The organism is Veronia pacifica, assembly GCF_001707825.1.
GTDB lineage: Bacteria > Pseudomonadota > Gammaproteobacteria > Enterobacterales > Vibrionaceae > Veronia > Veronia pacifica.
In genome coordinates, this window is sequence record NZ_LYBM01000011.1 from 90,994 (window position 1) to 117,046 (window position 26,053).

23 protein-coding genes are annotated in these 26,053 nt (G+C 42.2%); 15 read left to right on the plus strand and 8 right to left on the minus strand.

The features are described from left to right. Positions 1–131 precede the first annotated feature (131 nt). From A8L45_RS08290 to A8L45_RS08330, 10 genes are all read left to right on the plus strand, one after another. Complete coding sequence (locus tag A8L45_RS08290) at positions 132–1,139, plus strand: Solitary outer membrane autotransporter beta-barrel domain (protein WP_068901109.1); 1,008 nt, start codon at positions 132–134, stop codon at positions 1,137–1,139. A gap of 290 nt (positions 1,140–1,429) precedes the next feature. Beyond that, positions 1,430–1,696: a hypothetical protein gene (locus A8L45_RS08295; RefSeq protein ID WP_068901111.1), complete on the plus strand. Its 267-nt coding sequence runs from the start codon at positions 1,430–1,432 to the stop codon at positions 1,694–1,696. Between the two features lie 781 nt (positions 1,697–2,477). Further along, the gene (locus A8L45_RS24520) at positions 2,478–2,618 is read left to right on the plus strand and encodes a hypothetical protein (RefSeq protein ID WP_175401945.1); all 141 of its coding nucleotides are present in this window, start codon (positions 2,478–2,480) and stop codon (positions 2,616–2,618) included. 30 nt (positions 2,619–2,648) lie between these two features. Next, complete coding sequence (locus tag A8L45_RS08300; RefSeq protein WP_068901113.1) at positions 2,649–2,894, plus strand: hypothetical protein; 246 nt, start codon at positions 2,649–2,651, stop codon at positions 2,892–2,894. A gap of 89 nt (positions 2,895–2,983) precedes the next feature. Next, positions 2,984–3,250, plus strand: a complete 267-nt coding sequence (locus A8L45_RS08305; RefSeq protein WP_068901117.1) for a hypothetical protein — start codon at positions 2,984–2,986, stop codon at positions 3,248–3,250. A 15-nt stretch (positions 3,251–3,265) separates the two neighbouring features. Then, complete coding sequence (locus tag A8L45_RS08310; protein WP_068901119.1) at positions 3,266–3,505, plus strand: hypothetical protein; 240 nt, start codon at positions 3,266–3,268, stop codon at positions 3,503–3,505. A 13-nt stretch (positions 3,506–3,518) separates the two neighbouring features. Beyond that, positions 3,519–3,836 carry a hypothetical protein gene (locus tag A8L45_RS08315; protein ID WP_068901121.1) on the plus strand — a complete coding sequence of 106 codons (318 nt, stop codon included), beginning with the start codon at positions 3,519–3,521 and terminating at the stop codon, positions 3,834–3,836. Between the two features lie 59 nt (positions 3,837–3,895). Further along, complete coding sequence (locus A8L45_RS08320) at positions 3,896–4,534, plus strand: hypothetical protein (RefSeq protein WP_068901123.1); 639 nt, start codon at positions 3,896–3,898, stop codon at positions 4,532–4,534. Positions 4,535–4,646: 112 nt separating this feature from the next. Then, positions 4,647–5,297, plus strand: coding sequence for a hypothetical protein (locus tag A8L45_RS08325; RefSeq protein ID WP_139122334.1), 651 nt, complete (start codon positions 4,647–4,649; stop codon positions 5,295–5,297). A gap of 294 nt (positions 5,298–5,591) precedes the next feature. Then, complete coding sequence (locus A8L45_RS08330) at positions 5,592–6,848, plus strand: DNA/RNA non-specific endonuclease (RefSeq protein ID WP_068901128.1); 1,257 nt, start codon at positions 5,592–5,594, stop codon at positions 6,846–6,848. Between the two features lie 65 nt (positions 6,849–6,913). On the opposite strand, the gene A8L45_RS08335 is transcribed toward A8L45_RS08330, so the two are convergent. Together A8L45_RS08335 and A8L45_RS08340 are read right to left on the minus strand one after the other, a co-directional pair. Next, complete coding sequence (locus tag A8L45_RS08335) at positions 6,914–7,891, minus strand: Gfo/Idh/MocA family protein (RefSeq protein WP_068901130.1); 978 nt, start codon at positions 7,889–7,891, stop codon at positions 6,914–6,916. Between the two features lie 421 nt (positions 7,892–8,312). Beyond that, a complete protein-coding gene (locus A8L45_RS08340; protein WP_068901133.1) occupies positions 8,313–9,998 on the minus strand; it encodes an alpha/beta fold hydrolase in 1,686 nt (561 codons plus the stop codon). A 576-nt stretch (positions 9,999–10,574) separates the two neighbouring features. On the opposite strand from A8L45_RS08340, the gene A8L45_RS08345 reads away from it, so the two are divergent. Continuing rightward, the gene (locus A8L45_RS08345; RefSeq protein WP_068901135.1) at positions 10,575–11,468 is read left to right on the plus strand and encodes a carboxylate/amino acid/amine transporter; all 894 of its coding nucleotides are present in this window, start codon (positions 10,575–10,577) and stop codon (positions 11,466–11,468) included. 91 nt (positions 11,469–11,559) lie between these two features. On the opposite strand, the gene A8L45_RS08350 is transcribed toward A8L45_RS08345, so the two are convergent. Next, complete coding sequence (locus A8L45_RS08350) at positions 11,560–12,144, minus strand: beta-class carbonic anhydrase (protein WP_068901138.1); 585 nt, start codon at positions 12,142–12,144, stop codon at positions 11,560–11,562. 591 nt (positions 12,145–12,735) lie between these two features. On the opposite strand from A8L45_RS08350, the gene A8L45_RS08355 reads away from it, so the two are divergent. From A8L45_RS08355 to A8L45_RS08370, 4 genes are all read left to right on the plus strand, one after another. Beyond that, entirely contained in the window at positions 12,736–15,891 is a 3,156-nt protein-coding gene (locus tag A8L45_RS08355; protein WP_068901141.1) for a S8 family serine peptidase, read from the plus strand. Beyond that, positions 15,888–16,319, plus strand: a complete 432-nt coding sequence (locus A8L45_RS08360) for a hypothetical protein (protein WP_068901145.1) — start codon at positions 15,888–15,890, stop codon at positions 16,317–16,319. Before A8L45_RS08355 ends, A8L45_RS08360 begins: the two co-directional genes overlap by 4 nt. An 857-nt stretch (positions 16,320–17,176) precedes the next feature. Further along, complete coding sequence (locus tag A8L45_RS08365) at positions 17,177–20,896, plus strand: hypothetical protein (protein ID WP_068901147.1); 3,720 nt, start codon at positions 17,177–17,179, stop codon at positions 20,894–20,896. 397 nt (positions 20,897–21,293) lie between these two features. Then, complete coding sequence (locus A8L45_RS08370) at positions 21,294–21,944, plus strand: outer membrane beta-barrel protein (RefSeq protein ID WP_083228253.1); 651 nt, start codon at positions 21,294–21,296, stop codon at positions 21,942–21,944. Between the two features lie 82 nt (positions 21,945–22,026). Here A8L45_RS08370 and A8L45_RS08375 read toward each other — a convergent pair whose 3' ends face one another. The 5 genes from A8L45_RS08375 to A8L45_RS08395 all read right to left on the minus strand — a co-directional run bounded on the left by A8L45_RS08375 (position 22,027) and on the right by A8L45_RS08395 (position 25,771). Further along, on the minus strand, positions 22,027–22,518 hold the full coding sequence (locus A8L45_RS08375; protein WP_068901152.1) for an NUDIX domain-containing protein: 492 nt from the start codon (positions 22,516–22,518) through the stop codon (positions 22,027–22,029). A 27-nt stretch (positions 22,519–22,545) separates the two neighbouring features. Then, positions 22,546–23,034 carry a GNAT family N-acetyltransferase gene (locus tag A8L45_RS08380; protein ID WP_068901153.1) on the minus strand — a complete coding sequence of 163 codons (489 nt, stop codon included), beginning with the start codon at positions 23,032–23,034 and terminating at the stop codon, positions 22,546–22,548. Positions 23,035–23,095: 61 nt separating this feature from the next. Continuing rightward, on the minus strand, positions 23,096–23,545 hold the full coding sequence (locus A8L45_RS08385; protein WP_068901155.1) for a GNAT family N-acetyltransferase: 450 nt from the start codon (positions 23,543–23,545) through the stop codon (positions 23,096–23,098). Between the two features lie 714 nt (positions 23,546–24,259). Beyond that, positions 24,260–24,973, minus strand: a complete 714-nt coding sequence (locus A8L45_RS08390; RefSeq protein ID WP_245680681.1) for a class I SAM-dependent methyltransferase — start codon at positions 24,971–24,973, stop codon at positions 24,260–24,262. Positions 24,974–25,099: 126 nt separating this feature from the next. Next, on the minus strand, positions 25,100–25,771 hold the full coding sequence (locus A8L45_RS08395) for a hypothetical protein (RefSeq protein ID WP_068901159.1): 672 nt from the start codon (positions 25,769–25,771) through the stop codon (positions 25,100–25,102). Positions 25,772–26,053: the final 282 nt, after the last annotated feature.

Sequence of the window (26,053 nt, forward strand, 5' to 3'; positions counted from 1 at the left end):
ATTGCAGTTCAACATTAAAAAAGCAGGTATAGTGGCCTGCTTTTTTATTGTTTGGTGAGTAGTCGCTAAGCTCGGCATGACAACTGAATGCCTCGAACTCCAGTGTGGTTGATGATGATAAGGAATGGATGATGAAAACGTCGTTTGCCAAACATTGCGTCACGGCTATTTTGGCTTTTTGGTTTTTGCCTGCTCAGGCTGACGATGATGAATTTGATCTCTCTAACAAGGTAATTCAAAAATTGAGGGCCGAAGTTGCCCACCATGTTAGAGAGAACATTGAGTCTGCCGTAGACGGTATAAGTCTGTTGACAAACAACGATATTTTGTCTGCGTCATATATCAAAATACAGGGTGACGAGGATGGTGATATTCGATTTTCCGGATTAAAGATCCCAGTAACATGGCGGTGGGTTGTACCTGAAACGGGCGGAGAATCAGCGCTTTTTCAGCTTTATGTGGCTCGTGGGGAGGCGAAAACCGAGGAAAGGTTATTTGACGAGGATATAAGGAAAAATATTTCCACATTTACCAGCCACTCTCTCGGTGTGACTTTTAATTATCGATATCAAATGTCGCCGGGTACCTGGCTCATACCCAGCTTAAGTGCTTCATATCAGACGATTGAAAATCGCTACGATCACCGAGGAAAGTTTTCGGGTCAGTTTAGGCCAGTATTCGATGGTTTTCTGTCCAACTGGCGTTTGGATGCCATTACGATAAACCCAAAATTAACGTTTGCAGAGGCATGGCGTTACGAAGGTTACGATTTACTCTTTTCCGCCAGCTATGGCTATAGTCATGTCTATACCACCAACTTTGACAGTGATGTTCATAATATCGACTTTGACCGGAATCTGTTTACTACGATGATGACGGCTGCGACCCCTCTCAATATCCCGATATCATCAAACCCTGTATTGGCTGAATTGTCCTATTCGTTTTCACACTTGCCAGACTCTCGGTTTACGTCGAGTAAACACATAGATATTCACCGTCTGCAACTGACAATGGAATTTACAACTGGCTTGGGTATTCATGATTCGTTTCTTGAACAAGTGACGCTGGTTATCGGAGCGGGATTAGGATCAGGGAGAGAGTTAGAGGTATTCGATATAGGCTTGAAATCACCGTTTTAGAGACCGCAGTTTTTGATTTACGTTTTTAGCTGGGTAGTTACTTTTGTATGTGATTGCTTCTTGGTATAAAAATTTAGATACGCCTTCGCAGTGGTTTGTGAAACCTGTCAGTTATCAATACACTCGATAGATGACCACTGCTAAAAAAGTGACTGTGAAGGTCGCCACTGATATTGTAGAAATAGAGTTTATGTGTTTCTAAGCTTGGTGATTGCGATAACTAGCCAGAGTGCAAATAATGACGCATTCGAGTATGACAGTATTCTTCATAAATGAGGATATAGAGACCAATGACTGAAGATTATGCAGATGAAGGTAATGAAGCTTATGAAACTAATGAAGGCATTCGCCATGGAAGACATCGCAATCCCTATTTTGGTGAAAAGTCTTGCGAAGTCACTGACGATGGTGAAGAGCACGACGTATTTGAGGAAGAAAGTGAACATTCTGCGCTAGACGATGAGGAGTCTGAAAAAGTCTTTTGTTATCACCCAATGATTTACTACTCACGTGATCATGTGCGCTCTGAAAGAGGGAAAGACTTATCTAAAAAGTAACGATCGTCACATACCTTGATGTAAAATTAATATCATATAATGTATTAAACAGTTCTCTTTATCTCAAAGCTACTGTGCCACTACCTCCAGTCTTTAACCTACTAATAAAGATAAATAACATTAAAAATAATTATCTTCTTTAAGCTATATTTCATATTTACTATTATGAAATATAGCTCATATTAACTGTTATTACTTATTTTTTCACGTTTTCCCATTAATAAAATGATTAATAAAAGTTATATTTATTTAATTTTGGTAAAATAATTTTTCATAAAAATAATATAAAATTCTTATATTTACTTTCAATATATAAACGTAATTTATCTAATTTATCGAAAATGAAATTAATTCATTTTAATTGCATAAAATTAGTGATTATTTCGATAGTTTATACAATTAAATGAAACTAATTTCTGTTTAAAGATGGAATTTGAAAGAAATAGCAGTATTCTTTTAATGTCAGTAGAAAATATTTTCAAAAATATAAAATAAAAAATATAGAATGTTATTAGGTTGGCTGGTTATCTAATTATAAATTAAATTTATCCCCTCTACGATACCATCCAATACCATCCAAAATCGATTTAGTAGTCATCGATCTGTAACGTAGAGCAGTATGATTAATAGAAGGGTAATAAATAAAATTTAGCTTTTTCTAATAAATAAGAACAGCTTCACTCTGGCGATATAAAAATTATCTATCAATTTTAATAGATATTATTATCATTTGGTGATTTGTTGATGGAATGATTTAATATCAAATATAGGAGGAATGATAATGGATAGTGAAAATAGTCATGAGATTTTAGATTTCTGCCATGTTAAGTATGAGGTCATGGAAGTTATCTTGAAAAAAGCAAAAGATATAATAAACGAAGGTTCTTTGGAACCTGTGTGTAATGAAAAGGAAGTAATCTAAATAAATACCAAAAAAAATCTAGGTGATAATATGAGTTCAAATGATGAACCGGATTTTACTAACCCAGTATTACGGAGGGTCTATGGAAGTGCCAACCGTAGCTACAACTTACTTATTGAATGCGAGATAGAAGAGGCTAAAGAGAAAAAGCTTGAAGAAGAAAGAAAGAAGCAGCAAGAAAATTTTGAAAAGATAATGGATAAGTTACTCATTAGTCAAACACTTGACTTTGTGAGTAACCTTATTACTCGCGCTAAAAATAAAGTGGATTTTTAATTCGATAGAATATCTAGTGTAAAAACACAATAAGACTACCAAGGTAAACTTGTTAGTAAGCATTTTTTTATTGAAAAAGGAGAAACATTATGGCTGTTGATGCGGCAGGTCCTGTTGGAAATCTGATTAAGACCGGTTTAAACACTGTACTTGGCGGTGGAGGTGGAGGTGGCGGTGGCGGTCCAGCAGCTTTGTCAAAGCAAGTAATGGGCAATCAGAATGCAAGAACGAAAGAGCGAACCGATGATAATGATGAGACACAGAAAATGGACAATGAAATGAAAAAAAATACTGATCAAAATTTGATTATTAAAAAGCACTCAGACAGATTTACTGCTGCCTTTGTAAACGGTTAGTAAAGGATATTTATTATGTCTATCAATCCTATTAATACTGCCCCAGTATCTGCAGCAACTACAAACATGTACAACAGATTAGGAGAGCAGCCACCTGGTAACGTGCTAAAAAATAATACGAAGAATATAGTGGATCGTACCAATAACAATGAGATAAATGTGTTTACAGATATTAATATGAAGGCGGTTAGTGAAAGAGGCATCGTTCTATTTAGGAATTTAAAGAAAATGATAGATGTTGTTATACAATCCTAATGATGGAGGGATTATGATTGTCCTAAATGATGATAATCGTCCAAATAATATCTACCGAAATAGATTCAATCCATATAATTTTTATAAGAATAATGAGAAAGAAAAAGTACCACTTTATTGGATGGCTAACAACTATAATCCTCAGCCATTCGGAATGGAAAATTTATCACAAAAAACTATGGAGAATATGCAATATTTAACAGATAAGAGGGTCGATTCAAATCACTTTACAATGATGTTTAAACTTAATTGTGATTTTATGTCTAATTGCTTTATCAGCCTTTTTAAAGCGGGAGCGAAAGTAGGTAGGGCAGTCGGTCAGTACATGTGAAAACTAAAGTATATATAATATTAATATATTAAATTAATAAGTTGATCTAGGGGTATGATATGACGTTGTTTACTAATGAGAGTATGAGTATTGAATCCGACACTGGAAAAAATACAACACGATCTTTATTCTGGAACAAACCTTGGCTAAGGGTCCATGGAAGTTGGCAGGATATTATTAGCTTATACGAAGGACAAGGAAGCTGGATTAATGAAAAAAACCAACAGCTAATAATGCATGAATTTGGTATTTTGCCTAGACAAGAATTATCTGCTGACGATGACTCCATTACTAATATATTAATTGCACTAAGTGAGAAGGAGGAGACTGAATTGTATATACTGCTTTGTGGACTCATGACCAATGGTTGCGTGTCCACGATGCTAACATCACAACAAGTGATGTGGTGTAGCCAAATACATAATGCTATAGGATTATCCAGCGACAGAATTCACAATGAATATATTGATTCTCTTTTTAGACCAGAATATACGCAATTTAACGAAATCCATCATGTTTTATCTGCATTCGTTATAATGAACAGATATGGTGAAGAGTCAGGCTTTTGGTCTCGCTACAGATTGAGATTTAACCGTGATCTATGTTTGCCGGAGGTCAATAGCAAAGGTTATGTCGATAAACTGACCTATGCCTTGCTAGCTGTTTTATGTCTATTAGAAGATAGTAAGCAAAACTAAGTCGAAAATTTCAGTGTTAATGATACTTTGACGCAGTCACCGACACTCCCTAACCGCCAAAAAGGGTGTTTGTAACATGAGATGAGTGGCTGTAAACGGGTGGAAGGCTGTCATGACTCAACTTACAAAGTGGGAGGACTTTTGGTATCGCCCCTACAGGTACATGGATGAAAGCTGGCATCGGGTGGTGGACTTGTCAATAATAAGTAATCCCATAAACGAGGCTGTTTACTATGAAAAGGTAATGGAGGCTTTTGATATACCGATAGTAAAAGAGCCAAGTATATCTAACCCGAACTTTGCCAAGCTTGTTTATCTAACTGACCGAGATTTGTCTATTCTACTCTCGATGTTATCTGCCATTCTGAGCCACGGAAAACTGGCAGGGCATCTTGGTGAAAACGAAAGACAGTGGTGCGCGCACATTGCTAATGCAAATGCATCGATTCAAGACAACGCACTTGTTGCCGAATACATTTCTAACAACTATGCCAGCTCGACAGAAAATCTCTATATATCCTTGTCATTGTGGATGATTCGTTGTTGGAGTAAAAACAACATAGGTTTTTGGGAGCGTTTTAGACTTCGTTTGAATCATGAAATAGCTGTTCCAGAGATTGACATTAATATACCGGAGAATATTCTTGATTACTTATTGACCTGTGCAACCACTATTATGTCTGAGCCGTCTCCTCCCGCGACTCTCTCAGTATCAGCAGCCGACAAAGATTCAGCAGCCGACCAAAATATAGAGAAAACGTAGGGCAATATTTTCCTGTTGTCAGTGATAAGAATATCTCGTTTGTACAACCTTAGCGCTCACTCAATACTTTATAATTCATGCAAAATTAATATTTTACGTTAACGCCCTGCAGTCAAAACACGCCGAATCTTTGGCATATTTCTTTGCAGGGTGGGTGACGTAAACGTTTGTTATGTACGAGTGTTGAGTGTTTCAAATAGCAGCACTTTTTACAATTATCACGATTTATTGATTGACCTTTTATACCACTTTGGTCAACTCACCTATGACGGTTTATGCACTAGGAGAGATGCAATGGCCAATGGATACCAAGAAAATTTTCTTGATGGAGTCAGTATTCCTTTTCCTCAATTTTCACCCAATCTGAAACAAGAAATCCTTTATGACGATAGCCTGAGAGAGGGGTATGTTGTCGATTATCCAAATTTTTCGATAGTTATGAACCGTGCTGTTGAAAAGCGATCTGCAGTCTTCGTCGCATTGAATATCGACCAAAACCTATTCAAAAAAGCCCGGAGAATAGATAATTGGCGGATAGACAGTAGGGTTGGCATTGAAAACCAATTGGATAATGCATATTACGCGAATAATCCTTTAGATCGTGGTCATTTGGCAAGACGTTCTACCGTTGCCTGGGGGGACTCTTTTGCTGATGCCCAGCGTGCATCTAACGAAACGTTTTACTTCACCAATGCGGCTTTACAACACGCGAATTTGAATCAAGATGAGTGGTTGAGTCTTGAAAGCTGGGTTAAAGCACTTAACCAAGATAAAGATGGCCGGATCACATCTTTTTCTGGGTGTATTTATGGTGAAAATGACAGAACAGTCAGGCCTGCAGGTCGCCGTCTTGCTCTTGTGCCGGCCGGATTTTTTAAAGTCGTCTGCTTTATCAATATGAATAACGAGTTGGATGTCAGGGCTTTTATTCAGTACCAAGATAAAGAGGCACTTGCTGATAAAAGCGCATCAAGACGTCCGGGATACAACAATGAGATTTATCAAGTCAGTCTGACCGAGATTGAACAAAGAACGGGACTCATTTTTCCTAGTCAGCTTTACACGGCCAATCCATTGCGTTTCTCCGATCCCGAGGAGGCTGAAAATAACGTTAGTTCTACACCAGAACGTATTGAAGTCGCCAAGCCGCAGGACATTATCAGTGCAGGAGATCAAAGGGAGACGGTAAGTGATCAGGATATCGACATACATATCGCCGCTGCTATGGTGAACCCAAAGGGTACCGATGCTGGCGCAGAGTGGGTTTCCATCATCAATCTGGGTGCAGAAACGATTGATATTGGCGGTTGGTATCTGTTGGATAATAGCGAAAGAAAGGAGTATTTTCCTGAGAAAACACTCAACTTGTTACCCGGCGAAAGCTATGTAGTCAGGAACTTGTCCGTTATAAAACTGGCAAACCGAGGCGATGTTATCAAGCTTTATTCTTCCAAGGGCGAGAGAGTGGATTGGGTGCAATATACCCAGTCGAGAGTCAACGTTGGCTCGCCTGTAGTTTTTCTATCAAGTTATGATGGTCTTCAACGGTAAAACCCTCAAACATCACCCTAAACAGGCAGAGGCATTTGGCTTGTTTAGGGTGACAGCGGATGTTGTTATAGTCTTCCCAGAATAGCATCCATTATCCAGCTAACGTGCACGGCACTCTCACCCATCGAGGGGTGGCGACGGCCGTCAAACAAGTGGTCACGAATATCCTGAACATGATTAAGTTGAATGTGTTTAGGGTTTGCAATGTGAAACTCTCTACATTGTTGGCGGGTTTCAAGAACAATCGGTGCTTCGTCAAAAACGGCAAAGTGAATCTCTCCCTTGTCGCCGAGAATTGTCACTTTATCTTCCGCCTTGTAACTACCGAAATTCCAGTAGCCACTGCCTGTCAATCCACTCTCATGAAGCCAACACGCGGACACAGCATCTTTCGCGGAGTAGAGTTGCTGCTGATTGGTACTGACGCCTCGTACCTCTTTCACATTACCGAGTAAATAACTAATGAGATCGAGTCCATGGCTGGCTAGATCATCGAAGTAGCCGCCCGGTGCAACGTTATGGTCAGTTCGCCAGTTATAACTGTCTGCCAAATCGATTTTATCTGCCGGTTTACTTAAAGACCAACTGACGTGTCTTATCTTTCCTATGGCTTGGTCTGCTAACAAAGACTGAATTTTTTTAAATCTCGGTAGTGAACGACGATAGTAGGCAACAAACAAAGGTACATCGGCCGCCACAAATGCCTGATGTATGTCTACACAGTCCTGAAAGCTTGGTGCCAGTGGTTTTTCAATACAGCATGGCTTTCCGGCGCTTGCTGTCAACAGCCCAAATTTTTTATGGCTATCCGGTGGAGTGGCAATGTAGACGCAATCAATCTCATCATCAAAAATCAGTGATTCAGGATCAGAATAGAATTTTTTAACGCCATGTCTCTTCGCATAGTCCTCTCCCAACTCAACATTTCGGCGTGATACAGCATGAAGATCAAAATTCTCTACTAATTGGTAAGCAGGGCCGCTTTTAACCTCAGTCACATTGCCACAGCCGATGATTCCCCATTTTAGATTCTGCGTATTCACTGTTATGGCTTCCTTTTTATATAAAAATCAATAACTCCACGAACTATAAATCAAAATATAACAAGATTTTTTGTTCGCTGAACCAATTGCTTGTTCACAGCCTGTCTGGTTTCCGTACCTGAGTACATAGGTATACTCTTCTTTTACCAACGGCTCAATAGAGTGTTGGTGTAATAACGTGTAAAGAGGGTAGGGCGAGATTAAACACGTCAATCAATTTGATACCTTGCTAAGGCCTCTAACCTTAAAGCAACTGATGAGCGACGGTGAAACACACTAAAAGCTATCTAACGGCTTGTTGTTGATAGTGTGAAATGGTGAACTGAAGTGAGTGATATCAATGAAACTGAAGAAAACAGGGGGAGCGTTTACTCCCCCAATAACATTTAATTGGCTAATTTATAAAAGCAATATTGCACGCTTAGTGCATCATAGGTTTGCCAACAAAATGTAATGATGCCGACACTTGTTTTACTAGCTTTTCGAACTTGAGATTGTCAGTTGTTGATAGTGCCTCTACCTGGAAGCTGGTCAGGTCGACAGTCGGGCTATCGTATTCATCGAAGTCACCTGTCGTACCAAAAATGATTTGGCTATAGAAATCAGGCAGGTCAAAATTCATTCCAACAAGCTTATCAATACAGCTGGTATCTGGCTGATCCCAAAGTCTATTTACAAAGCTAAACATCACATCAACACCGCAAGTGTTGCCAGTCGTTGTTTTTGCCGGAGTGACAAAAGCCGCTGCATGCGCTGTGAACGGGAATTCAACATATCGCTGATTGATGTTGGAAAATGCACCTTTAATTCGTTCCGCATGAAAGTGTGGCGTTTGTGGGTCAAGATCACCATTGATTGCCAGTGTCGGCATGTAATGGAACATATCTTTGTAGATGTAAGGGTCAACGTATTTGTCACCCCACACTTTGTAGTCTGCTTCTGTATTCAGGTGTCGTTCTGTTGAAGAACAGGTGACAGCTGTATCGCAGTAAGCAATTTTTTCAGCCGTTGACTTACGTGCGCCACTGATTTCGTTGAAAGCAATGACGTTAAAAACAGCGTCTGAGAAGCTAGGTTTCGCATCCTCAAAACGGCTTGCCATAAACCCATCATAGCCGCCGAAGAAAAACTTTTGAACGTTATTCAGAGCTGTCACATCATCAGCATTACAGCGAGCCAAACGATGGTAAATTGGCATCAGCATTTCTTCTTGCGAACGTTGTATAAACGTCATACCCAGCTCTTGCAGTTGATCCTTGGTCAGTTTTACCTCAGGACAATGCTGGCCAGAGTAGAAATCAGCAACAGTGTCTTTGACCAACTGTGCGGTATTGTTACCCAGCTTGCTCTGACAGAAAGGATCTGAATCGCAGTATTCAGCCACTTTGTCAAAAATGCCGTTGGAGTTTTCATCCCATAAATCAACGCCAAACCCTGTCGGCGGAACGACAGAATCTAAAATGACAGCTTGAGCGCCGGTTGGTGCAACCTGAGAAAAGCGTTGTGCCCAAAGCGTACCGTAAGAAACTCCGTAAACATAACTTGGATACCAATTTATGGCTTTACTCTTACCAATGACGTAGTCGAGATCTTTTGCTGCATTGGTGGTATTGAAGTTATAAAGGTTCTCACCCCATTCATCGTAAAGCGTATCGTGACAAATGGTTGTAAATTCTTTGTATGAGTCAGCAGGCACCTGAGGACAAATTATGCTGGTTGACCAACCAACACCGCGATGCTCAAGCACATACAGATCATAATCTTCAGCAAACTGTTTGAGTAGGCTGTCGTAAAGGCTCGGGAAAACAGCACCCGATCCACCCGGGCCACCTTGTAATAGCCAAAGTTGGCCTTTTGCCTTGCCTGAATTCGCAGGATGTTTGGATACTAATACATCGATTTTTTGACCTGCGGGATCATTCCAGTTTGCGGGGACTTCTGCCAGAGAACATTGGTTTTTGTTGTCTGCTGACTGAAAAACTTCAGGGCAATCACCCCAGTTAAAGTCAATATAGCGCCCAAAATCTGAACCGGGAGGGGAAGCTAGTGCCTGTGAAGCAAATCCAGCTACAGCCAATGGTAGTGCTGTTTTAAACATTGTGTTCATCGTGTAAACCTTGGTTTTATTATAAGGCCACAACATCGTGGCCCAATATGTCTAACAGGTTTTTATTTTTGTAAGATAATGATATTGATAATTATTTTGTTTTACTTCGAGCGAAGGCACATCAAAAAGAAAGGTTAATGTTTTGGTTGTCAGTACATATTTATGGCTGTCTAAAACATGAACAATAAAACGTTTAATTTGATTTTTTCAGACGGTCTTATCATTATTATCAAGCATATGATCAAGTGAATAAATGTGAAATATCGAAGGGGAGTCGCTACAAAATATATGGTGTGCAAAGCTCGATAGGCAGCGTTTAAAGCATGTAAAATGGACAAGTTCTCTATCTTCTTCTCTTCTTCCCTTATCCTCTTATTCTCTTCCTTTTCTCCTCTTTTTCTTCCCGTTGGCTGGCTCGATTAAATGTTTCACCAGTAACGCAGGCTAATGTCGATGTTGAGTCTGATCAAAAACCTGACATCGGAAAAGCAGGGAAACAAAATTGATATCTTTTGAGCGTACTGAGACTTATTATCATGTAAACTATGACGGTCTTTTTTAGTTTACGGAGTTGTTATGGCATATTTGACAGGAGTCACTTGCCTGTGGGCGTTTTCATTCAGTTTGATTGGGGTGTATTTGGCAGGTCAGGTTGATGCATGGTTTTCGGTACTTGCACGCGTGGCGTTGGCTGCGATTGTATTTTTACCCTTTTTGCGTCTTAAAGGGGTTAAGCCCTCGCTGGCGTTTAAATTGATGGCAATCGGAGCAGTACAACTGGGATTAATGTATTGTTTTTATTACCAGTCGTTCCTTTACCTCACCGTTCCTGAGGTTCTGTTATTTACCGTATTCACCCCGATATATGTCACTCTCACTTATGACGCTTTGAAGCGACAGTTCTCTCCTTGGTACCTACTCACTGCTGCATTGGCCGTTCTTGGTGCGGTTGTTATCAAGTATGCTTCACCAAGTGAGGACTTCTTACTTGGCTTTATGGTGGTTCAAGGCGCAAATATTTGTTTTGCCTTAGGGCAAGTCTTCTACAAAGTGGTGATGGAAGCCGAAGAGACATCTATCCCTCAGCATACTGTGTTCGGGCTATTTTTCATTGGCGCGTTCGCTGTCGCATTAACCGCTTTCTTATTGCTCGGTAATTTGGAAAAACTGCCGACGACAGATCTGCAGTGGGGTATTCTCCTTTATCTGGGGACAATAGCGTCAGCAGTTGGCTATTTCCTGTGGAACAAAGGCGCAACGATGGTGAATGCTGGTGCTCTGGCTATCATGAATAATGTGTTGGTTCCCGCAGGAATCGTCGTAAATGTGGTCATTTGGAATCGCGATGCGGATCTCACAATTCTGGCCGTCGGCGGCTCGGTCATTCTCTTGTCATTATGGTTCAATGAGACGTGGGTGAAGTCTCGTAGCGATACGCGCCAGAATGCAACAGAAAGCACTGCCGCTTAGCTTTACTATTCACCAACCTGAGAATACTGCCTCCGGTTGGGTGAGATACAAATGACAAAGCAGATTGTTCAGCCTTTTGACCGGATCACACTCACTTATTTGTTCTCCCAGCCTCGCTGGCAGCGCTCACTTCAATCAATTCCCCTGATTTAGTGTCATAAATGTAGCCGTAAACGGGTATATCACCGGGTACCATACTGCTGCTTTTGATTCGCATGACATCCTGAGTAACGCTGTGGGCAAGATCTTCAATTGTTAGCCAGTTGATATATTTTCCTTCTTCGGTACCGCCTTCTTTAACATTGTTGAACCAACCTGTTTCATCCACTGAGGACGTTGCCAGACTCTGAGACAGTAGGTCGCCCATTACCTCACTGGTAAACGTTTCCATACCACAATCGGTATGGTGAATGACATACCACTCAGCCGTGCCCAATAGCTTGTGCGATATCACCAACGAGCGAATAGCATCATCACTCGCTCTTCCTCCGGCATTGCGGATCACATGGGCATCCCCTTCCACTAATCCAGCAAACTTCGCCGGATCAAGCCTCGCATCCATGCAGGTAAGAACTGCAAATTTGCGTCCCGGGGGCATAGGCAAGCTTCCTTTATTACCGAACGACTTAACATACTCCTTATTTGCTGACTCTATTTCTTGTTTAGTCTTTGGCATTGTCTTGTCTCCATGTGACGAAGTCAGGCACCCGGATTTTTTCCAATGTGCAGGGGGCATTGTGGAACCTGTCTCCGTGTTTGAAATAAACTCGAAAAGTGATACGCATATCGCTTTTACATTCGGTTTGGCGAGTGTGTCGCCTCATCAAAGTCAAACGCGACATATAGGTATCTGAGCCTTCGTTGCTTGGGGATGAATGACTTAAGCGTTAATCATTAACCCACTGATAGCGTTTTTCTGAGTTTGAGCCTCGCTGATTACTGGTTTGACCACAACATAATTAACCTTTGCCCGCCACAAGTATTATTTGATTGCACAAAAAATATGAATGAATTGTTCAATTCTATATGGGTAAACCTTCACCTAATGCTTTGGGTGGTTCTGAGTGTTTTTTGCACAAAAAATTCACCATATTAATAAAAAAATGATTCAGTGTTTTATTACAAAAAAAAGATGCTTGCTCATTGCCATTATTGATGATTAACGTAATTACTCAATAACAAGAATACATCCAGAAACCTGTCGTGTGGCACGTTCAAGCAGTGGCTTTGATGTTCTCAGAGTGCTTTTACTGAGTAAGGCCGATATATGAAAAAAATACTGATTCCGAGCTTGTTAAGCTCGTTGGCGCTGGTGGGCTGTGGTGAAGAAACACCTGAAACGACGGCTGAAAACACGGCTCCTGTGTTCAAGACGGATGAGCTGTCTCTCGCCGTTAGCTATCGTAAAGGTTCCACCATAGATGTGGCAGCAACAGATAAAGAAGGTGATACGTTAACGTACTCCATAGTAACCAAACCAAGATTTGGTCAGGCATCCATTGATTCGCAGTCTGGTGTGTTGACCTACCTGCCATCTGATGGCGCTGAAAAAGATGCGGTGGAAATATCAGTCACTGACGGAAAGTCCACGAGTTATCTGTCAGTGGAGCTTACCTTAACAAACGCAGAACCGCAGTTTGATGTCAGCACAATCAAATACCAGACGCACTATAAAAAAGAGCAAGAAATCGCTTTGGCTGTGAGCGACCCTGACAATGACCCATTAACCATCGAGATCACTTCACAGCCAGAATCTGGAACCGCTGAAATTACTGAAGATAATCGGCTGATTTATACACCGGAAGCCCCTGTCGGCGAACAAAAGATCGATCTTACCGTGTCCGACGGTGTCAACAGCAACACACTGTCAATTTATATCGATACTTATAATCGTTCACCAGTGATCTCTGTTCCTTTTAGTCGTCTGGATACCTCGTACAAGCGGAACGTTACTGTTCCCTTGTCTATGTCTGACCCTGATGGCGATGAACTGACGGTGTCAGTTGCCGAACAGCCTAAAAATGGTTATGCAGAAATAAAAGCCGGGCAGCTAATTTACACACCAGACGGTGAGGCGACAGGAGAGCAGATCATTAGACTGGAAGTGTCTGACGGCTTTGCCAGCAATGTTACTGATATTATCCTCAACCTTGTTAACTCCTCGCCGGAGGTCTCAGTGACTCCGCAGCTGACCGTAGACACTGATGGAACGGCAACGGGACGAGTGTTGGCGACAGATGCCGACGGTGATAGCTTGTCTTATCGACTGTTATCCAGCTCGGACGATGGAAATCTGATCATCGACGAGAACACCGGTGACTTTACTTATCGGCCGACAGCGTTCTCGGTAGGTAAACAGCGATTTGTTATTGGTGTCTCAGACGGTAAGGTTACAACGCAGACTGAAGTTGTCATTTCGGTAACCACAGAGACATTGACGCTTGAAAGTAGTAGCTACAGCAGTGACTCACAGAGGGTCGAAGGCCAATTGCTGTTCACCGGGCCATCTGGTGTCGTATTCACGACCGAGGTCAACAATGACAAAGACATTGAGTCACTCGCTATCGACGACAACGGTCGTTTTACTCTCGTTGCCAAGCCCTATGCTGAGCCCATCGATATGGTTGTTACCGCATCGTTCGGTAATGAATCAGTAACGGCAGTTATGAAGGTACTGACCCAACAAAAAAATCAGGCCAGTGACGATTCTGATCCGCTGTATTTTCAGCAATGGCATTTACACAATACCGGACAAACGGGTTTCTCACATTCCAGTGGTACCAAAGGGTTTGATATCAATATTGGACAGCTTCACAAGCAGGGACTGACAGGAAATGGTGTAGAAGTGGCTGTTGTGGATACGGGTTTAGAACTTGCTCACGAAGATCTTCGGAACAATGTGGTGCCAGGTGCGTCTTATGATTTCGTCAACAAAGACACAGATCCGAGTCCGGAATATAAAGACGATGAAGATGGTGGCGACCATGGCACCTCAGTGGCAGGTTTAATTGCGGCGGAAGGCTTTAATCAGCTGGGTGGCCGTGGTGTCGCGCCAGAAGCCGGACTGACTGGATTTAACTACCTTGAACATCAAACGCTTGAAGCATGGAAATCTACCCATGGTGGCGATAAAACCCGCTCTGCCAGAGTGATCAACCAGAGCTATGGCTATGGTATTCCTATCGTGCTACCCACTAACGCTTTTGATTTCAAAGTAGAAGAAGCCATCATGGAGGAGCATTATCGCAACAGTGATAATCCCGCATTGATGATTAAGTCTGCCGGAAATGGGTTTAACGGTGTGTCACGAGGCTGGTGGACTTATGAGAGGGTTAATGCGAGTCCGGAAGAAGCCAGATTGCCGCACCAACTGTCAAACTCAGATCCCAGTAATGCCAGTTTCTATAACACCTTGGTATCAGCGTTAAGTGCCGATGCTAATGCACCACGCTCCAGTTATTCAACCACAGGCTCTTCGGTTATGTTTTCTGCGCCGGGTGGTGAATATGGCTGGAGTAGCCCAGCGATGGTGACTACCGATGTGAGTGGTTGTGAGAAGGGCTATTCAAAAGAGAGAGAAGCAGACTGGGGACGCTATTTCACTGGTGGACTGGATGACCGCTTTCAGGAACTCACACAGTGCAGCTATACCTCGGAATTTAACGGCACCTCATCGGCGGCACCTGTCGCCTCCGGTGTTGCAGCTTTGGTGATGGAAGCCAATCCTGCGATGTCGTGGCGGGATGTGCGTTATGTGATGGCGAAAACAGCGACCAAGATTGATGTGAACTTCCAGCCAGTTAAGCTGAATCAGGCGGGTGATACCTTTGTGGCTGACCCGGGCTGGATAACGAATGCAGCGGGTAATCACTTTCACAATTGGTATGGCTTCGGCATGGTGAACGCCACAAAGGCGGTTCAAATGGCCGCCCGTGATTATGCATTGTTGCCACCGTTGCAGCAAACGACGTTTATCCCCGCGAGCGATCAGTCTAAGACCACAATACCCGAAAACTTTCAGGGTATTACCAAGACATTTGAGGTTCCCCAAAACTGGACGGTCGAAGGGGTACAGGTCAAGGTGGACATTGAACATAGCAGGATGAATGACCTATCGATTGAGCTGATTTCGCCCAGTGGTACCCGCTCTATTGTCGCGACTGCGCGAAACATGCATATGATGACACCCGATGAAGTGTTCATTGAGCCGGGTCCACTGTTGTTCCTGAGTCAGGCGTTTCTGGATGAGAAAGCAGGCGGCACATGGCAACTTCGTGTCATAGACACTAATAGCCAGATGATGCACTACAAAAAGACCTTTTTTGGTATCGGTGATCCTATTGAGCTGCCTAACAATCAGACATTAGGCAAGCTTAACAAGGCTGAGCTGCGAATATACGGACATGAGGAGACGCAATCATGAAAGCATGGACAAAAGGTTTACTCATGACGCTGGCACTGGGTTTAACGACAGGTGCAGTTGCAGCAGAAAAAGCGACGCTGAAGAGTGGGGGCATGCAATACGAAATCCTCGATTCAGATAACGGCAATCAAGGCCGACTTTATTCCTCCAATCAGACTGCGGGTCTTTACGCTGGGCGGCAAGTGGCAAATAAAGCCTTAGATATTAAGGGGCAAGTTACTGGCTCTTTGATCATTGAGTCTACAGAGAAACAGCAGCTTTCTTTTGAGGATCCTGCGATGACAAAGGTGCGGATAGGCGGTGGCTTTTGGGTGCTGAAATTCGTTCCCGGTACAGAGTTAACTGAAAAACTGGCATGGGTGAAGCAGCAAAAGGGTGTGCTAAGTGCCGATATTGAGGTGCGGAATAACCTAAAACAACCACGTTGAGTCTTTCCCAGAATAGGGCAGTGTCAGAAGACCTGCCCTTTATTTTTTAGCCAAATCTATATTTCCCCTGTAGCGTAAAATAGATAAATGCATGGCAATATGGTCTTAATTGATATTTTTGTCGTATTTATGAGCGAAAGCCATTAATCATATCGATATTAAATGTTAATTAATATTTTCTATACATCGGAAATTTAATTGTATGTTGAAATTGTTGTTAATATTATAATATGAGAGCTTGAATGACAGATGAATAAAATAAAAGCAGTTTAGTCCTTTGACGTTTCGATTTAAGATGTAAAGTGCGTCGTATTGTGGCTATGAAAAATTCTGATGGGATAGGAGAATAACGACTGATGCCATATATTTTTTATCAATTACTATAAACATAAAACGAACTAACAAACATATCCATCGTATGTATAGGCTAATGTTCAGTCATGCTCAATGCTCAATGCTCAATGCTCAATGCTCAATGCTCAATGCTCAATGCTCAATGTTCAAGGAGCTGGAGACGGGTTTGTATGCACAGTTTGACAGAGAGCATAGGGAATTGCGGTCTCTATGAAACACAGTTCTCACTTGGGTCAGATTATTTTAACTACAGACTGGCAGAATTTTTTCTCTATCATCTCAATGAATAAAAATAATTAAATAATATTTTATTGCTTTAACTTTGAACATTATGATTTTTATTCCCTCAAAATTAATTGAATAATCAATCAGAAATTATATTTATTATTCTTAATTAAAACATCGTACAATAAATTGTAATAAATATTTAATATTTAGTTGATAAAAAGATTTCGCTCAATACTGGGCGACTTATATATTTTTCAATCTTTCATGGAATAAGAATGAACTTGAAAAGAAAATCTTTTTATCCATTGCTACTTTTAGCATCCCATTCAGCGTATTCGTCATCCCACTTTGATGAATTTAACTATGACCAAGGCGAATATGTTGAAAAGAACTACCAAAAGACATCAAATCAATTTTCTGGTCTAAACATCAAGCGGGCTCAGGATTTCAGAGGTGGAGAAGGTTTCCTCTACGCCGTGATGGAGCCGTATGGCGAGATCGGTTTGATGACCTACGACGGCCATATCACACTGGATAGGCCTCCTTCAGAGCTTGATAAAAATGAGCTGATTGTATTGCAGTGCGGCTCGAAAGAGACCTTTGTTCCTCGGCCCAATGTGATCAATTACGAGGAACACTATGGTAATACAGGTTACGACGAGCCAGATGGACCTTGTCGGATAGCCCGTAATCAGGAATTTAAATGGTTCAATGGCTCGACGCTTGGGCACCCTATCTGGTACTCAAAAGACCTCAAGGGTGATGTGCAGTGCTACTCGCTCGACGGTAATGAGTGCGTATGGAAGCCAAAATATGGTGCATTTAAAGAGATCAGCGATAACGAGACGCTACGATCGTTAGAGTACAACGCCGAAGCACTTGCCAATGTGTTGGCAAATTATGATCAAGTTACATTGAAAACAGCGGATGGTTCATATACCGGAAACATCTCGCTGCCAGAGAGCGTGCCTCAGGGGAAACGTGTTGTATTGGATGTTTCATCTACGTACGCCGTTGATGTTCACGCCACCTTCAGGCCGACTCGAACCGTTCATACCAATGAGCTTGTCAGCTGGGTGTACATGGGTACCAGCTGGTTTGAGGAGGGAACCAATATTAACGACAACCCGGGGATCACGCAGTTTGCAAACCCGGTGAGCTGCAAAATACCGTCGGGAGCCCGCTTTGGTTTATCTGGTTATAGCATCAGAGACAGCTGGTGCAGGGATCTGCTGGCGCCGAGTAACACGCTCGCCAAGCGCAACCTTCAGGGCTTCATTGATGCAAAAGAACAGCACATGGACAGGCTCTTTACCCAAATGCTGCGACATGGTGTGCTGAAAGTCGATTCTGACAATCATTACCCTGACCGTATTAATCGGCTCACCTACCATGCACACACTATAAAAGTAGAGCGAGACTGGACTTTTGCATTCAGTTGGACGAATCCTGTCACCGCTGTTATGTGCGGTGTTTTGACGAAAAACTATAACGATCTGGTTGCGGAGAAAACAGCGTTAAAGAAAGAGCGGGAAGCGAAAATTGCTGGCGTAAAAGATAAGGTTGCGCGTGGCAGGGAGATTGATTTCCATAAACTTCACACTGAATGGGCGCAAAGTGATCAAACCCATTTTGCAGCCTTGTTGAAGGAAGAGAGCAAAACACTCGACGAACTAAAACAACTCAAAGAGAGTTATGACAAGGATGCGGAACAGGCGCACAAGGAATACTTGGCGGCAGTGAAGAAATTCATGGAGGATACCGATCCGAAAAACATTCTGTTGCAGTCAATGGAAGACCTCCCGCTTATTGGTAAAGAAATCAAACACATTGTTGATTTCTCGAATAATCCGTCAGAGAAAAATCTTTTCCGCATGCTATTGGGCGTCGTAGGCCCAGTCGGTGAAGCTGTTGAGGGTGTGATGGAGTTGGCTACCGGCGAGACATCATTCAAACCCGGTATGCAAAAGTTTCTGACCGATGTTCTCCGCGATATTGACGAAGACGAGTCGTTCAATGCCGCACTGGAAGACATTGTGTCAGATCTTATTAATGATCTGGGTGATGAGGCTATCGAAAGTATCAGACAGATGGGCATGTGGCGAGATAATCCCGGTGAGAAAAATATCACCAAGGTTAACTATAAAAACATTGTCGATATGAGGGAAGAAATACGGCCCGCCGAGTATGACTTTTGGACCGGCCAGCGTGAAGAAGAGATCAATGCTCAAACGAACCTGTCACCAAAGGACAAAGATTCAGCTAAGTTCCTTGGTGACTCCCTGAAATTTGACAATGACTCAGCCGTTGACATTGAGCTTGCCAGCGGTGGCAGCGAATTCGACAGCAAGTTGTCAGCCATTTTCACCCACGCCTTTGGCAAAGGCTATGCGGATATTGTTAAGTTCAGTAAGGACTACAAGCACTACACCCAGTCCCAGGTGAATGAGGAGTTGTACAAGTTCCTCGCTGATCCTGAGTACTATGAAAAGCGTCTACCGCATTTTGTTGACACCAGCATGATTGGTCGTCGCCCTGCAGGTTTTGTGTATACCAATGAGCATGGATTCATTGCCATAAACAAAGATCTGCTCACTCTGGACAGTGAGGACTTCCCCAAATTCTATTTTGAAGAGTTGGGGCATGAGCTTAACTACTGGCGCTGTAAAACCTTTGGCGTTGAAGCGAGTCGCTGTGAATCTGAAGGTGATGCTGGCGCACGATTCCGTGACGCGATAATGCTTGATGAATCTGCTCATGAAAGTGATCTTGCGACCTTGCTCGCTGCGTTGCCTACCCACACTGAGGTCGATATTGAAACCATACAGTTCGAGGATGGCACTGTTGCAGCTGTCGAGGGCTGGCCAGATTACGACTTTATGAATGATCATATTCAGGGCGGCGGAAAATGGTCTTGGTTGATGCGTCTGGGCCTCGATATTCCAAATGAGGAGTTCAAGCAACTCAGTGACGAGTTTGATTTGGAAGTGGTTATTACCGCGCCCTCGCCAAAAGAAAAAGGCAATCCATGGAATAAAAAGGACCGTTATTGCGAAACTGACGAGGATACGGACTGCAATGTGCCAACCATGTGGGTATCGGTTGCCTTCCGTGATTCGATCAAAGTATCAGTCAACAAAATGCCACAATTGGTAGGCAATGATGTTGCAAAAAGCAGTATTTTGGATGTTTCACCACGGCTGGTTCGAAAGCATAGCGGTAAAATTCCTTTTCAGCGTCCATCAATGAACAGCAATAAATGGAAGCACGTTGATGACTTCAACATTTACGCTAAAAAATTCACTATCGGTGCCGAAGCAAAACTCGATTTCTGGAAAATTCTCAATCACTTTGTGCCCAAATCAAAACCGGCCAATCCTGGCCACAAACCAGAATTCGCTTTCAAAGGTACACCTATTTCTGGCAGCTGGCTGGTAGAAATTGCAACCAAGGATAAACATGACTTTGAAGGTTGGCTCGGAGGCGATATCGCGTCAGCAGTGACAGGCTGTGCAGGTGGTTTCGTTGTTGGATTGTTGGCAGAGCAAGAAGATCCAGTGTCAATGTGTCACGCCTTCTCTGATGTGGCGGAGGCTGCTGAAACTGCTTTCCAAACACTCGATAACAAACCCACTATTGTTCTTGAGGCGGACAGTAACATTTCTTTACCATCTATGGAGTATAAGTACGCGACATCAGGTAGAGGTATCAAAGATTCTGCGGTGTCGAAGTTCAGACCAAGCCGGGTTGGATACCTACCTGAGACCAGCACGGCAGTAGAATCGGTAGAAGAAGGGGGCATTCCACAATTCACTATCGAAGAGAGCGAGCAGGTCAGCAGTATTTCGACAAAAATGAGAAAAGCGGGTTCTAAACTGACTGGAAGTACTATACAGCCCTTGGCCGTGTTTAGAATGCGGATAGGTTGGGATCACGGTTCAGTGCTTGTCAGTCCGGGAGAGTATGATCTCCAAGATGTCATTATTGAAGATTAATACCTGACCGCGTAATCGGACGCCTTCACGTTAACGACGACGTGTGGGCGTTTTTTATGCGTCTTCTCTTTCTCCGTATTCATGCTTATCGACCCATGCTATTAACACTTAGAAATATAAAACCTCCCAAATATCTTATTTATTTCAATAATTTAAAATTATCAGCAGTCCCGGTACCAAAGTTTCTTAATACTTACTAACAATGAAACACTGCACAAATAGCAGCTGACTTTGTTACAGTGTTCGCGATTTCAAGTGGTCAGCTCGTTAGTCACCCAGTGTCTGAGAAGCTGATGGAGGGCATCAATATTTGGTGTATTTGAAGTCGTATTTACCTGAGCATGTTTACATTGCTGGGTATACACCTAACGGGGCAAGCCCCTAGTTACCGATTATCATGGAAATAAGAAAAATTATGAAAATGTTTGTACTCTCAACCGTCATCCTTACTTCGCTCACTGCTCACTCAGCCTTTGCTAGTCAAAACATTAATGACCATTATAATTTTATCTCTGGAGGCGCACAGTTCAGCACGTTCAATGAATCGCTGCCTAATAAAGCATCGAATGATGAAGATGCACGTAGCAAAAATATTGTCGGTGTTTATCTTCGTGCTAGCTCGGGTTTAACAAATAATCTTTTCACTGAAGCACGTGTTGATTTTTCCAAAAAGAATAAGCTCAAAGTAACGGATGGGCTTATCGGTGCTGGTTACGTTGTTCCACTGGACGAGGATGCATCTGTATATGGATTGATGGGTTATTCCATCGATAGCTTCGAGTTTCCAACACAGAAGAAAAACCACAAGGGTCTGACTGGAGAGCTGGGGGTTAAATATCAAGCCACTAGCAACTGGACATTTGAACCAGCCATCCGCTACGCAGATTATGAGAGAAGTATGTATGAAATACGTGTGAATAATACGTTTAATGTGTCTGACGATATCAGTGTAGAAGCGAATATTATTCAAGATCGGATTAAAGGTACAGATTCAACAGACACCATTGAACAAACTAAATTCCTTCTGGGTGCACGCTATAATTTCTAACGTGAACAATAAATAAAAAGCCGCTTCATGCGGCTTTTTCCAAATCAAAAAAAGCGCATTGCGCTGCCTTCACCTCCACACTTTATGGAGATATACACCAAGTTTGCTCTTTATTGAGCCTTTTCTGATGGATAAATGCGAAGCCGTCTTCAATCATCAACATAGTGTGGTGCATTCTCAGTTTCTTTTCTTTACATAAAGCGATGACCTCTTCACGGCTAAAAAAGCGGGCACAATCGATTTCATCACTAAACGAGGGTAATACGGCTTGATCGGTAGGATAGGTGGAGAACCATACATGTCTGAGTACCAGTTCCCCATCGTCGAAGCGACCGACATACGTATTGAGGTAATGGTTTAAGGTCAACGTTAAACCTGTTTCCTCTTTCACTTCACGTTCAGCAGTGTTAACTGGAAACTCATCTTTTTCAACGCTGCCAGATGGAATGTGCCATAGCCCCTTTTTTGAGCCCAACATCTCTTTGACTAATAACACCTCATTCTGCTCGTTAAAGATAACAGCTCCTGCCGCTTGTGCGGTGATCTCTATATGGTGGTTTAAATCATATTGCATCGATATCGATCTCTATCAGCAAAAGGGTCAAGAGGCCATGGTGAGAGCGTTTAACTCGGCGTTCATAATGTTTTGTGGGCCAGCGGCACCACCCAGATATTTCTCACCGGTATCAGTGAACCCTCCTTTTAAGTAACAGGCTTTCGCTGCTGGATTCTTACAATTCACCGTCAGATAAATGCAGTCACGTTGCGGATAATGCTGTTTGATAGAGGGAATAAGTGCTTTTACTGAGGCTGTGCCTAACCCTTTTCCTTGTTGTTTTCTATCGATGACAAAAGCACGTAATCCCAAGCCCGTTTCTGGACAAAAGTGATAGTTGGATGCATATGCTGTATCTATTTTAAAGAAACCAACCACGGTATCGTCACTGATGATAACAAATAGATGAGTGGTGGCATCGCCGTCTGCCAAAAACTCCTCAGAAGTACCAGCAAATTTCACTTGTTCGTCAGCCAATGTGATCAGTTTGACGGCATCAATGTGGGATTCAGTGAGCCTTTCGATATGTATCAACGAGTTATTCTCCATTTTTCATGTTGTTCTGGGTGGTATGTTGTGAGCGACAGGTGTTCTCTTAAAGTGTCAGAAAATAGTGATACACGCCGCCTGTCTGTTGGTAGCCAAGTGATTCGTAAAGCGCCTGAGCTGAGTGATTATCCTCTGCCGTTTCTAAGGCGATACCCATTGCGCCCGTTTCGTTGGCAAAGTGTTTGGCTGCATTCATCAATTGCTTACCCACACCGAGTCGTCTAGCCGTTTCAGCAACAAATAAATCATTCAATATCCAGATACGATGCGCCGATACTGAAGAAAAGCTGGGGTATAGTTGGGTGAAACCAAGCCATTCACCGTTAATGCTTCGGGCAACGAAAATGACTGATTCGTAGTTCTTTAAACGCTCAAAAATAAAACTTTCTGCCAACCGAACATCGCTTTCTTGCTGGTAAAAAACTCGATAGGCATCGAATAACTGGGCAATGTGCTCTGCATCTTCAAGCGTGGCCTTCGTTATCTGGTATTCCATTTTCGCTCCTGTGTAGGCATTAATAAGTGTTCTATTGACCGTCATTTTTTAGGGGGAAGCGAAAAAGTACGCCATTATTCAATCCGCCCAATTTCTTATATTATTTTCGGAGACGACCGGAATAGTCTGATAGACAGACCTACTTGATGTAATACATAACTAAACCTTATTTCAAATCACTTGGTGAAAACTCAGACGCATGACACAAGCTAGCTTTGGCAACAGACGGGACAAACGTTGAAGCTCTGGTGAGAGAAAACACATGATCACAGATTAAATCTCATCCTATATTGACGTAGTGGTTGCCGATGATTTTAAATCCCGGTCTCTGGTAAAACGCCAGTGTCCCAACGTTTTCTATTCAGGTTAATAGCCAAAATGGCGTTCTGTGTGTCGATTCAACACGTCAAGCAGCGGCCTTCCAATTCCCTAACCATGAAAATGCCACTAAACATAAAAGGGTAATATGGGATTTTGAGTGTCGTCTATTGAATGTTTTTAAAATATGTATTTAAAACAGTGTATTGCCTAATTTTTCAGAAAGTGGCGATGGCAAGGTGTCTAGTCGTATTTTACAAATCTATTGTTGAGATAGATGACGAACGGCTGACAGATGAACTGATAAAGGCCGGATCAGCCCGGCCTTATGATGGAGATCAGAGGTTGGGGTGGTGTGTTTTACGCCTTTTGAACAGTTTGTATGGTGCGTTGGGTTTAAGAGTGAATGAACAGGTACAGAGCAAAGCCCATTGTTTCTCGCCCCCATTTTAAGTAGGCGTCTCTCCAAGAACGTCTTGCTTTTACTTTGTCCAATAACTCAATATTATTAGGGTCTCGCAGCAACTCTCGTTCGGATGCTAGCCAAGACGAACTTTCAAAAGTGTCCCAATCCTGATAGGAAGAATGAACGATATAAACGCATTCTAGACCTAGCTGATTTCCTGCTTTTATATTTTCAACGTTTGATCTTAATTCTGACGGGTCAATGCCTGTTGCTAGCAAGTACTCTTCATCTGGTTCTTTTCGCCAATATGCATCTCCAAGTACGATTACGCCATTGGAAACTATCAGAGATTTCATGTCAGACAGTGCATTGTCTAAGGCTTCACCAACATCGCCAAAAGCATGTGTAGAGCCTAAGCTAAAGCACGCATCAAATACGCCTTTGGGAAGCTCTACGTCTTTGAATGCGGCATTATGAAAAGTAACTTGATCTGAAGACGATTCCAGATTTTCCTTTGCTTTAGCGATTGCCAATTCATCAATTTCAATGACTACCGCCTGACAGTTAAACTTTTCTAAAATCCTTTTAATTAACTCGCCATTCCCACAACTAACATCTAAGACTAAAGAGTCCTCATTTAGCCATAGTTCATCTAGCATGTTATCTATACAACTTGGGCTAATGGGATTGTTATATTTCATCATTGTCTTCCATGTTTTTTTAAATTCAGATAATTAATAGAATTGTTGAGAAAACGGGTAACTAACGCCCCATTGAGAGGCGAGTAAATGTTGGCTATATTATGAAGCGAAGCGGAACCGAGCCAACTATTACGAGTCCTGCTTCAGTGGCTTATAAGCCATTTTATATTCATCAAATATTTTTCTGAGATCTGCGAAGGGTTTTAACCCTAGCTCTATAGGATTTTCAGGTAGCTTTTGATGATCTATATAGCGAATATTCCTTACCACATCATATTCGCCTAAAGCCATATCTAGTAATATATATGATCCTGAAATAAATAAATTAGATTCTTGCTCGTTGAAATCTGGGTGGTAAACGATTACATCAAAAAAGCCATCTTCTACACGGGAATATATCCAAACTTTTGAAACGTCAAATTCTCTGCCATCGTATTTTAATTTGAACCGTTCATAACCATCTATTCTTTGGCGAAAAGCAATAACTGAGAAAAGTTTAAGTTCAGGAGCACTTTTGACTAATGACTCCACGTAAGGAAACGCATCAGCAATCCCATCAGCGCTTATGATAAATTCTCGTTTACCATCCTCGACATGAGATATTTCAAACGTGACATCATCCTTATACGAAGTTAATTTAGATGATATTTTATCTAAAACTTTTTCCTGACCTTTTTCAAATTCGTAAATAGTAGTCTCATTTTTAACAAACCACTTCCAAAACTTCTTTTCCTTACTTTCCTTAGCAAATAATTCCATTGGCAACATCACAAGTAATACAGTTAATATAAAATTTTTCATCGGTGCCTGACTAAATGTCTATCGGTGTTATGTACCCGAAAGTGTCCAATATAATTCCTACGATTTGTCCAATGTAATTCTAGGGTGAAATTTGCGACCCTCTATACGTCTTTAATTCTCACGCCTATGGGCAAGCGCGTTCCTGTCCGGTGAAAGGGTTGGATGTGCCTGAGATTCGTGGGAAGTGTGAATCTGAAAAGCAGAAGGCGAGGGAGGCGAAGCAGTTTACGGTTGCGTTGCTGCGGGGGGCGGAGGTGATCAGGCTGGTGAATATCGAGCGGT

Coding starts and splice junctions, on each gene's coding strand:
- A8L45_RS08390 (WP_245680681.1), bottom strand. CDS start 24,973: ATGATGAAATATAACAATCCCATTAGCCCAAGTTGTATAGATAACATG.
- A8L45_RS08370 (WP_083228253.1), top strand. CDS start 21,294: ATGGAAATAAGAAAAATTATGAAAATGTTTGTACTCTCAACCGTCATC.
- A8L45_RS08315 (WP_068901121.1), top strand. CDS start 3,519: ATGATTGTCCTAAATGATGATAATCGTCCAAATAATATCTACCGAAAT.
- A8L45_RS24520 (WP_175401945.1), top strand. CDS start 2,478: ATGGATAGTGAAAATAGTCATGAGATTTTAGATTTCTGCCATGTTAAG.
- A8L45_RS08395 (WP_068901159.1), bottom strand. CDS start 25,771: ATGAAAAATTTTATATTAACTGTATTACTTGTGATGTTGCCAATGGAA.
- A8L45_RS08355 (WP_068901141.1), top strand. CDS start 12,736: ATGAAAAAAATACTGATTCCGAGCTTGTTAAGCTCGTTGGCGCTGGTG.
- A8L45_RS08345 (WP_068901135.1), top strand. CDS start 10,575: ATGGCATATTTGACAGGAGTCACTTGCCTGTGGGCGTTTTCATTCAGT.
- A8L45_RS08325 (WP_139122334.1), top strand. CDS start 4,647: ATGACTCAACTTACAAAGTGGGAGGACTTTTGGTATCGCCCCTACAGG.
- A8L45_RS08300 (WP_068901113.1), top strand. CDS start 2,649: ATGAGTTCAAATGATGAACCGGATTTTACTAACCCAGTATTACGGAGG.
- A8L45_RS08320 (WP_068901123.1), top strand. CDS start 3,896: ATGACGTTGTTTACTAATGAGAGTATGAGTATTGAATCCGACACTGGA.
- A8L45_RS08290 (WP_068901109.1), top strand. CDS start 132: ATGAAAACGTCGTTTGCCAAACATTGCGTCACGGCTATTTTGGCTTTT.
- A8L45_RS08360 (WP_068901145.1), top strand. CDS start 15,888: ATGAAAGCATGGACAAAAGGTTTACTCATGACGCTGGCACTGGGTTTA.
- A8L45_RS08375 (WP_068901152.1), bottom strand. CDS start 22,518: ATGCAATATGATTTAAACCACCATATAGAGATCACCGCACAAGCGGCA.
- A8L45_RS08295 (WP_068901111.1), top strand. CDS start 1,430: ATGACTGAAGATTATGCAGATGAAGGTAATGAAGCTTATGAAACTAAT.
- A8L45_RS08350 (WP_068901138.1), bottom strand. CDS start 12,144: ATGCCAAAGACTAAACAAGAAATAGAGTCAGCAAATAAGGAGTATGTT.
- A8L45_RS08340 (WP_068901133.1), bottom strand. CDS start 9,998: ATGAACACAATGTTTAAAACAGCACTACCATTGGCTGTAGCTGGATTT.
- A8L45_RS08305 (WP_068901117.1), top strand. CDS start 2,984: ATGGCTGTTGATGCGGCAGGTCCTGTTGGAAATCTGATTAAGACCGGT.
- A8L45_RS08330 (WP_068901128.1), top strand. CDS start 5,592: ATGGCCAATGGATACCAAGAAAATTTTCTTGATGGAGTCAGTATTCCT.
- A8L45_RS08385 (WP_068901155.1), bottom strand. CDS start 23,545: ATGGAATACCAGATAACGAAGGCCACGCTTGAAGATGCAGAGCACATT.
- A8L45_RS08310 (WP_068901119.1), top strand. CDS start 3,266: ATGTCTATCAATCCTATTAATACTGCCCCAGTATCTGCAGCAACTACA.
- A8L45_RS08365 (WP_068901147.1), top strand. CDS start 17,177: ATGAACTTGAAAAGAAAATCTTTTTATCCATTGCTACTTTTAGCATCC.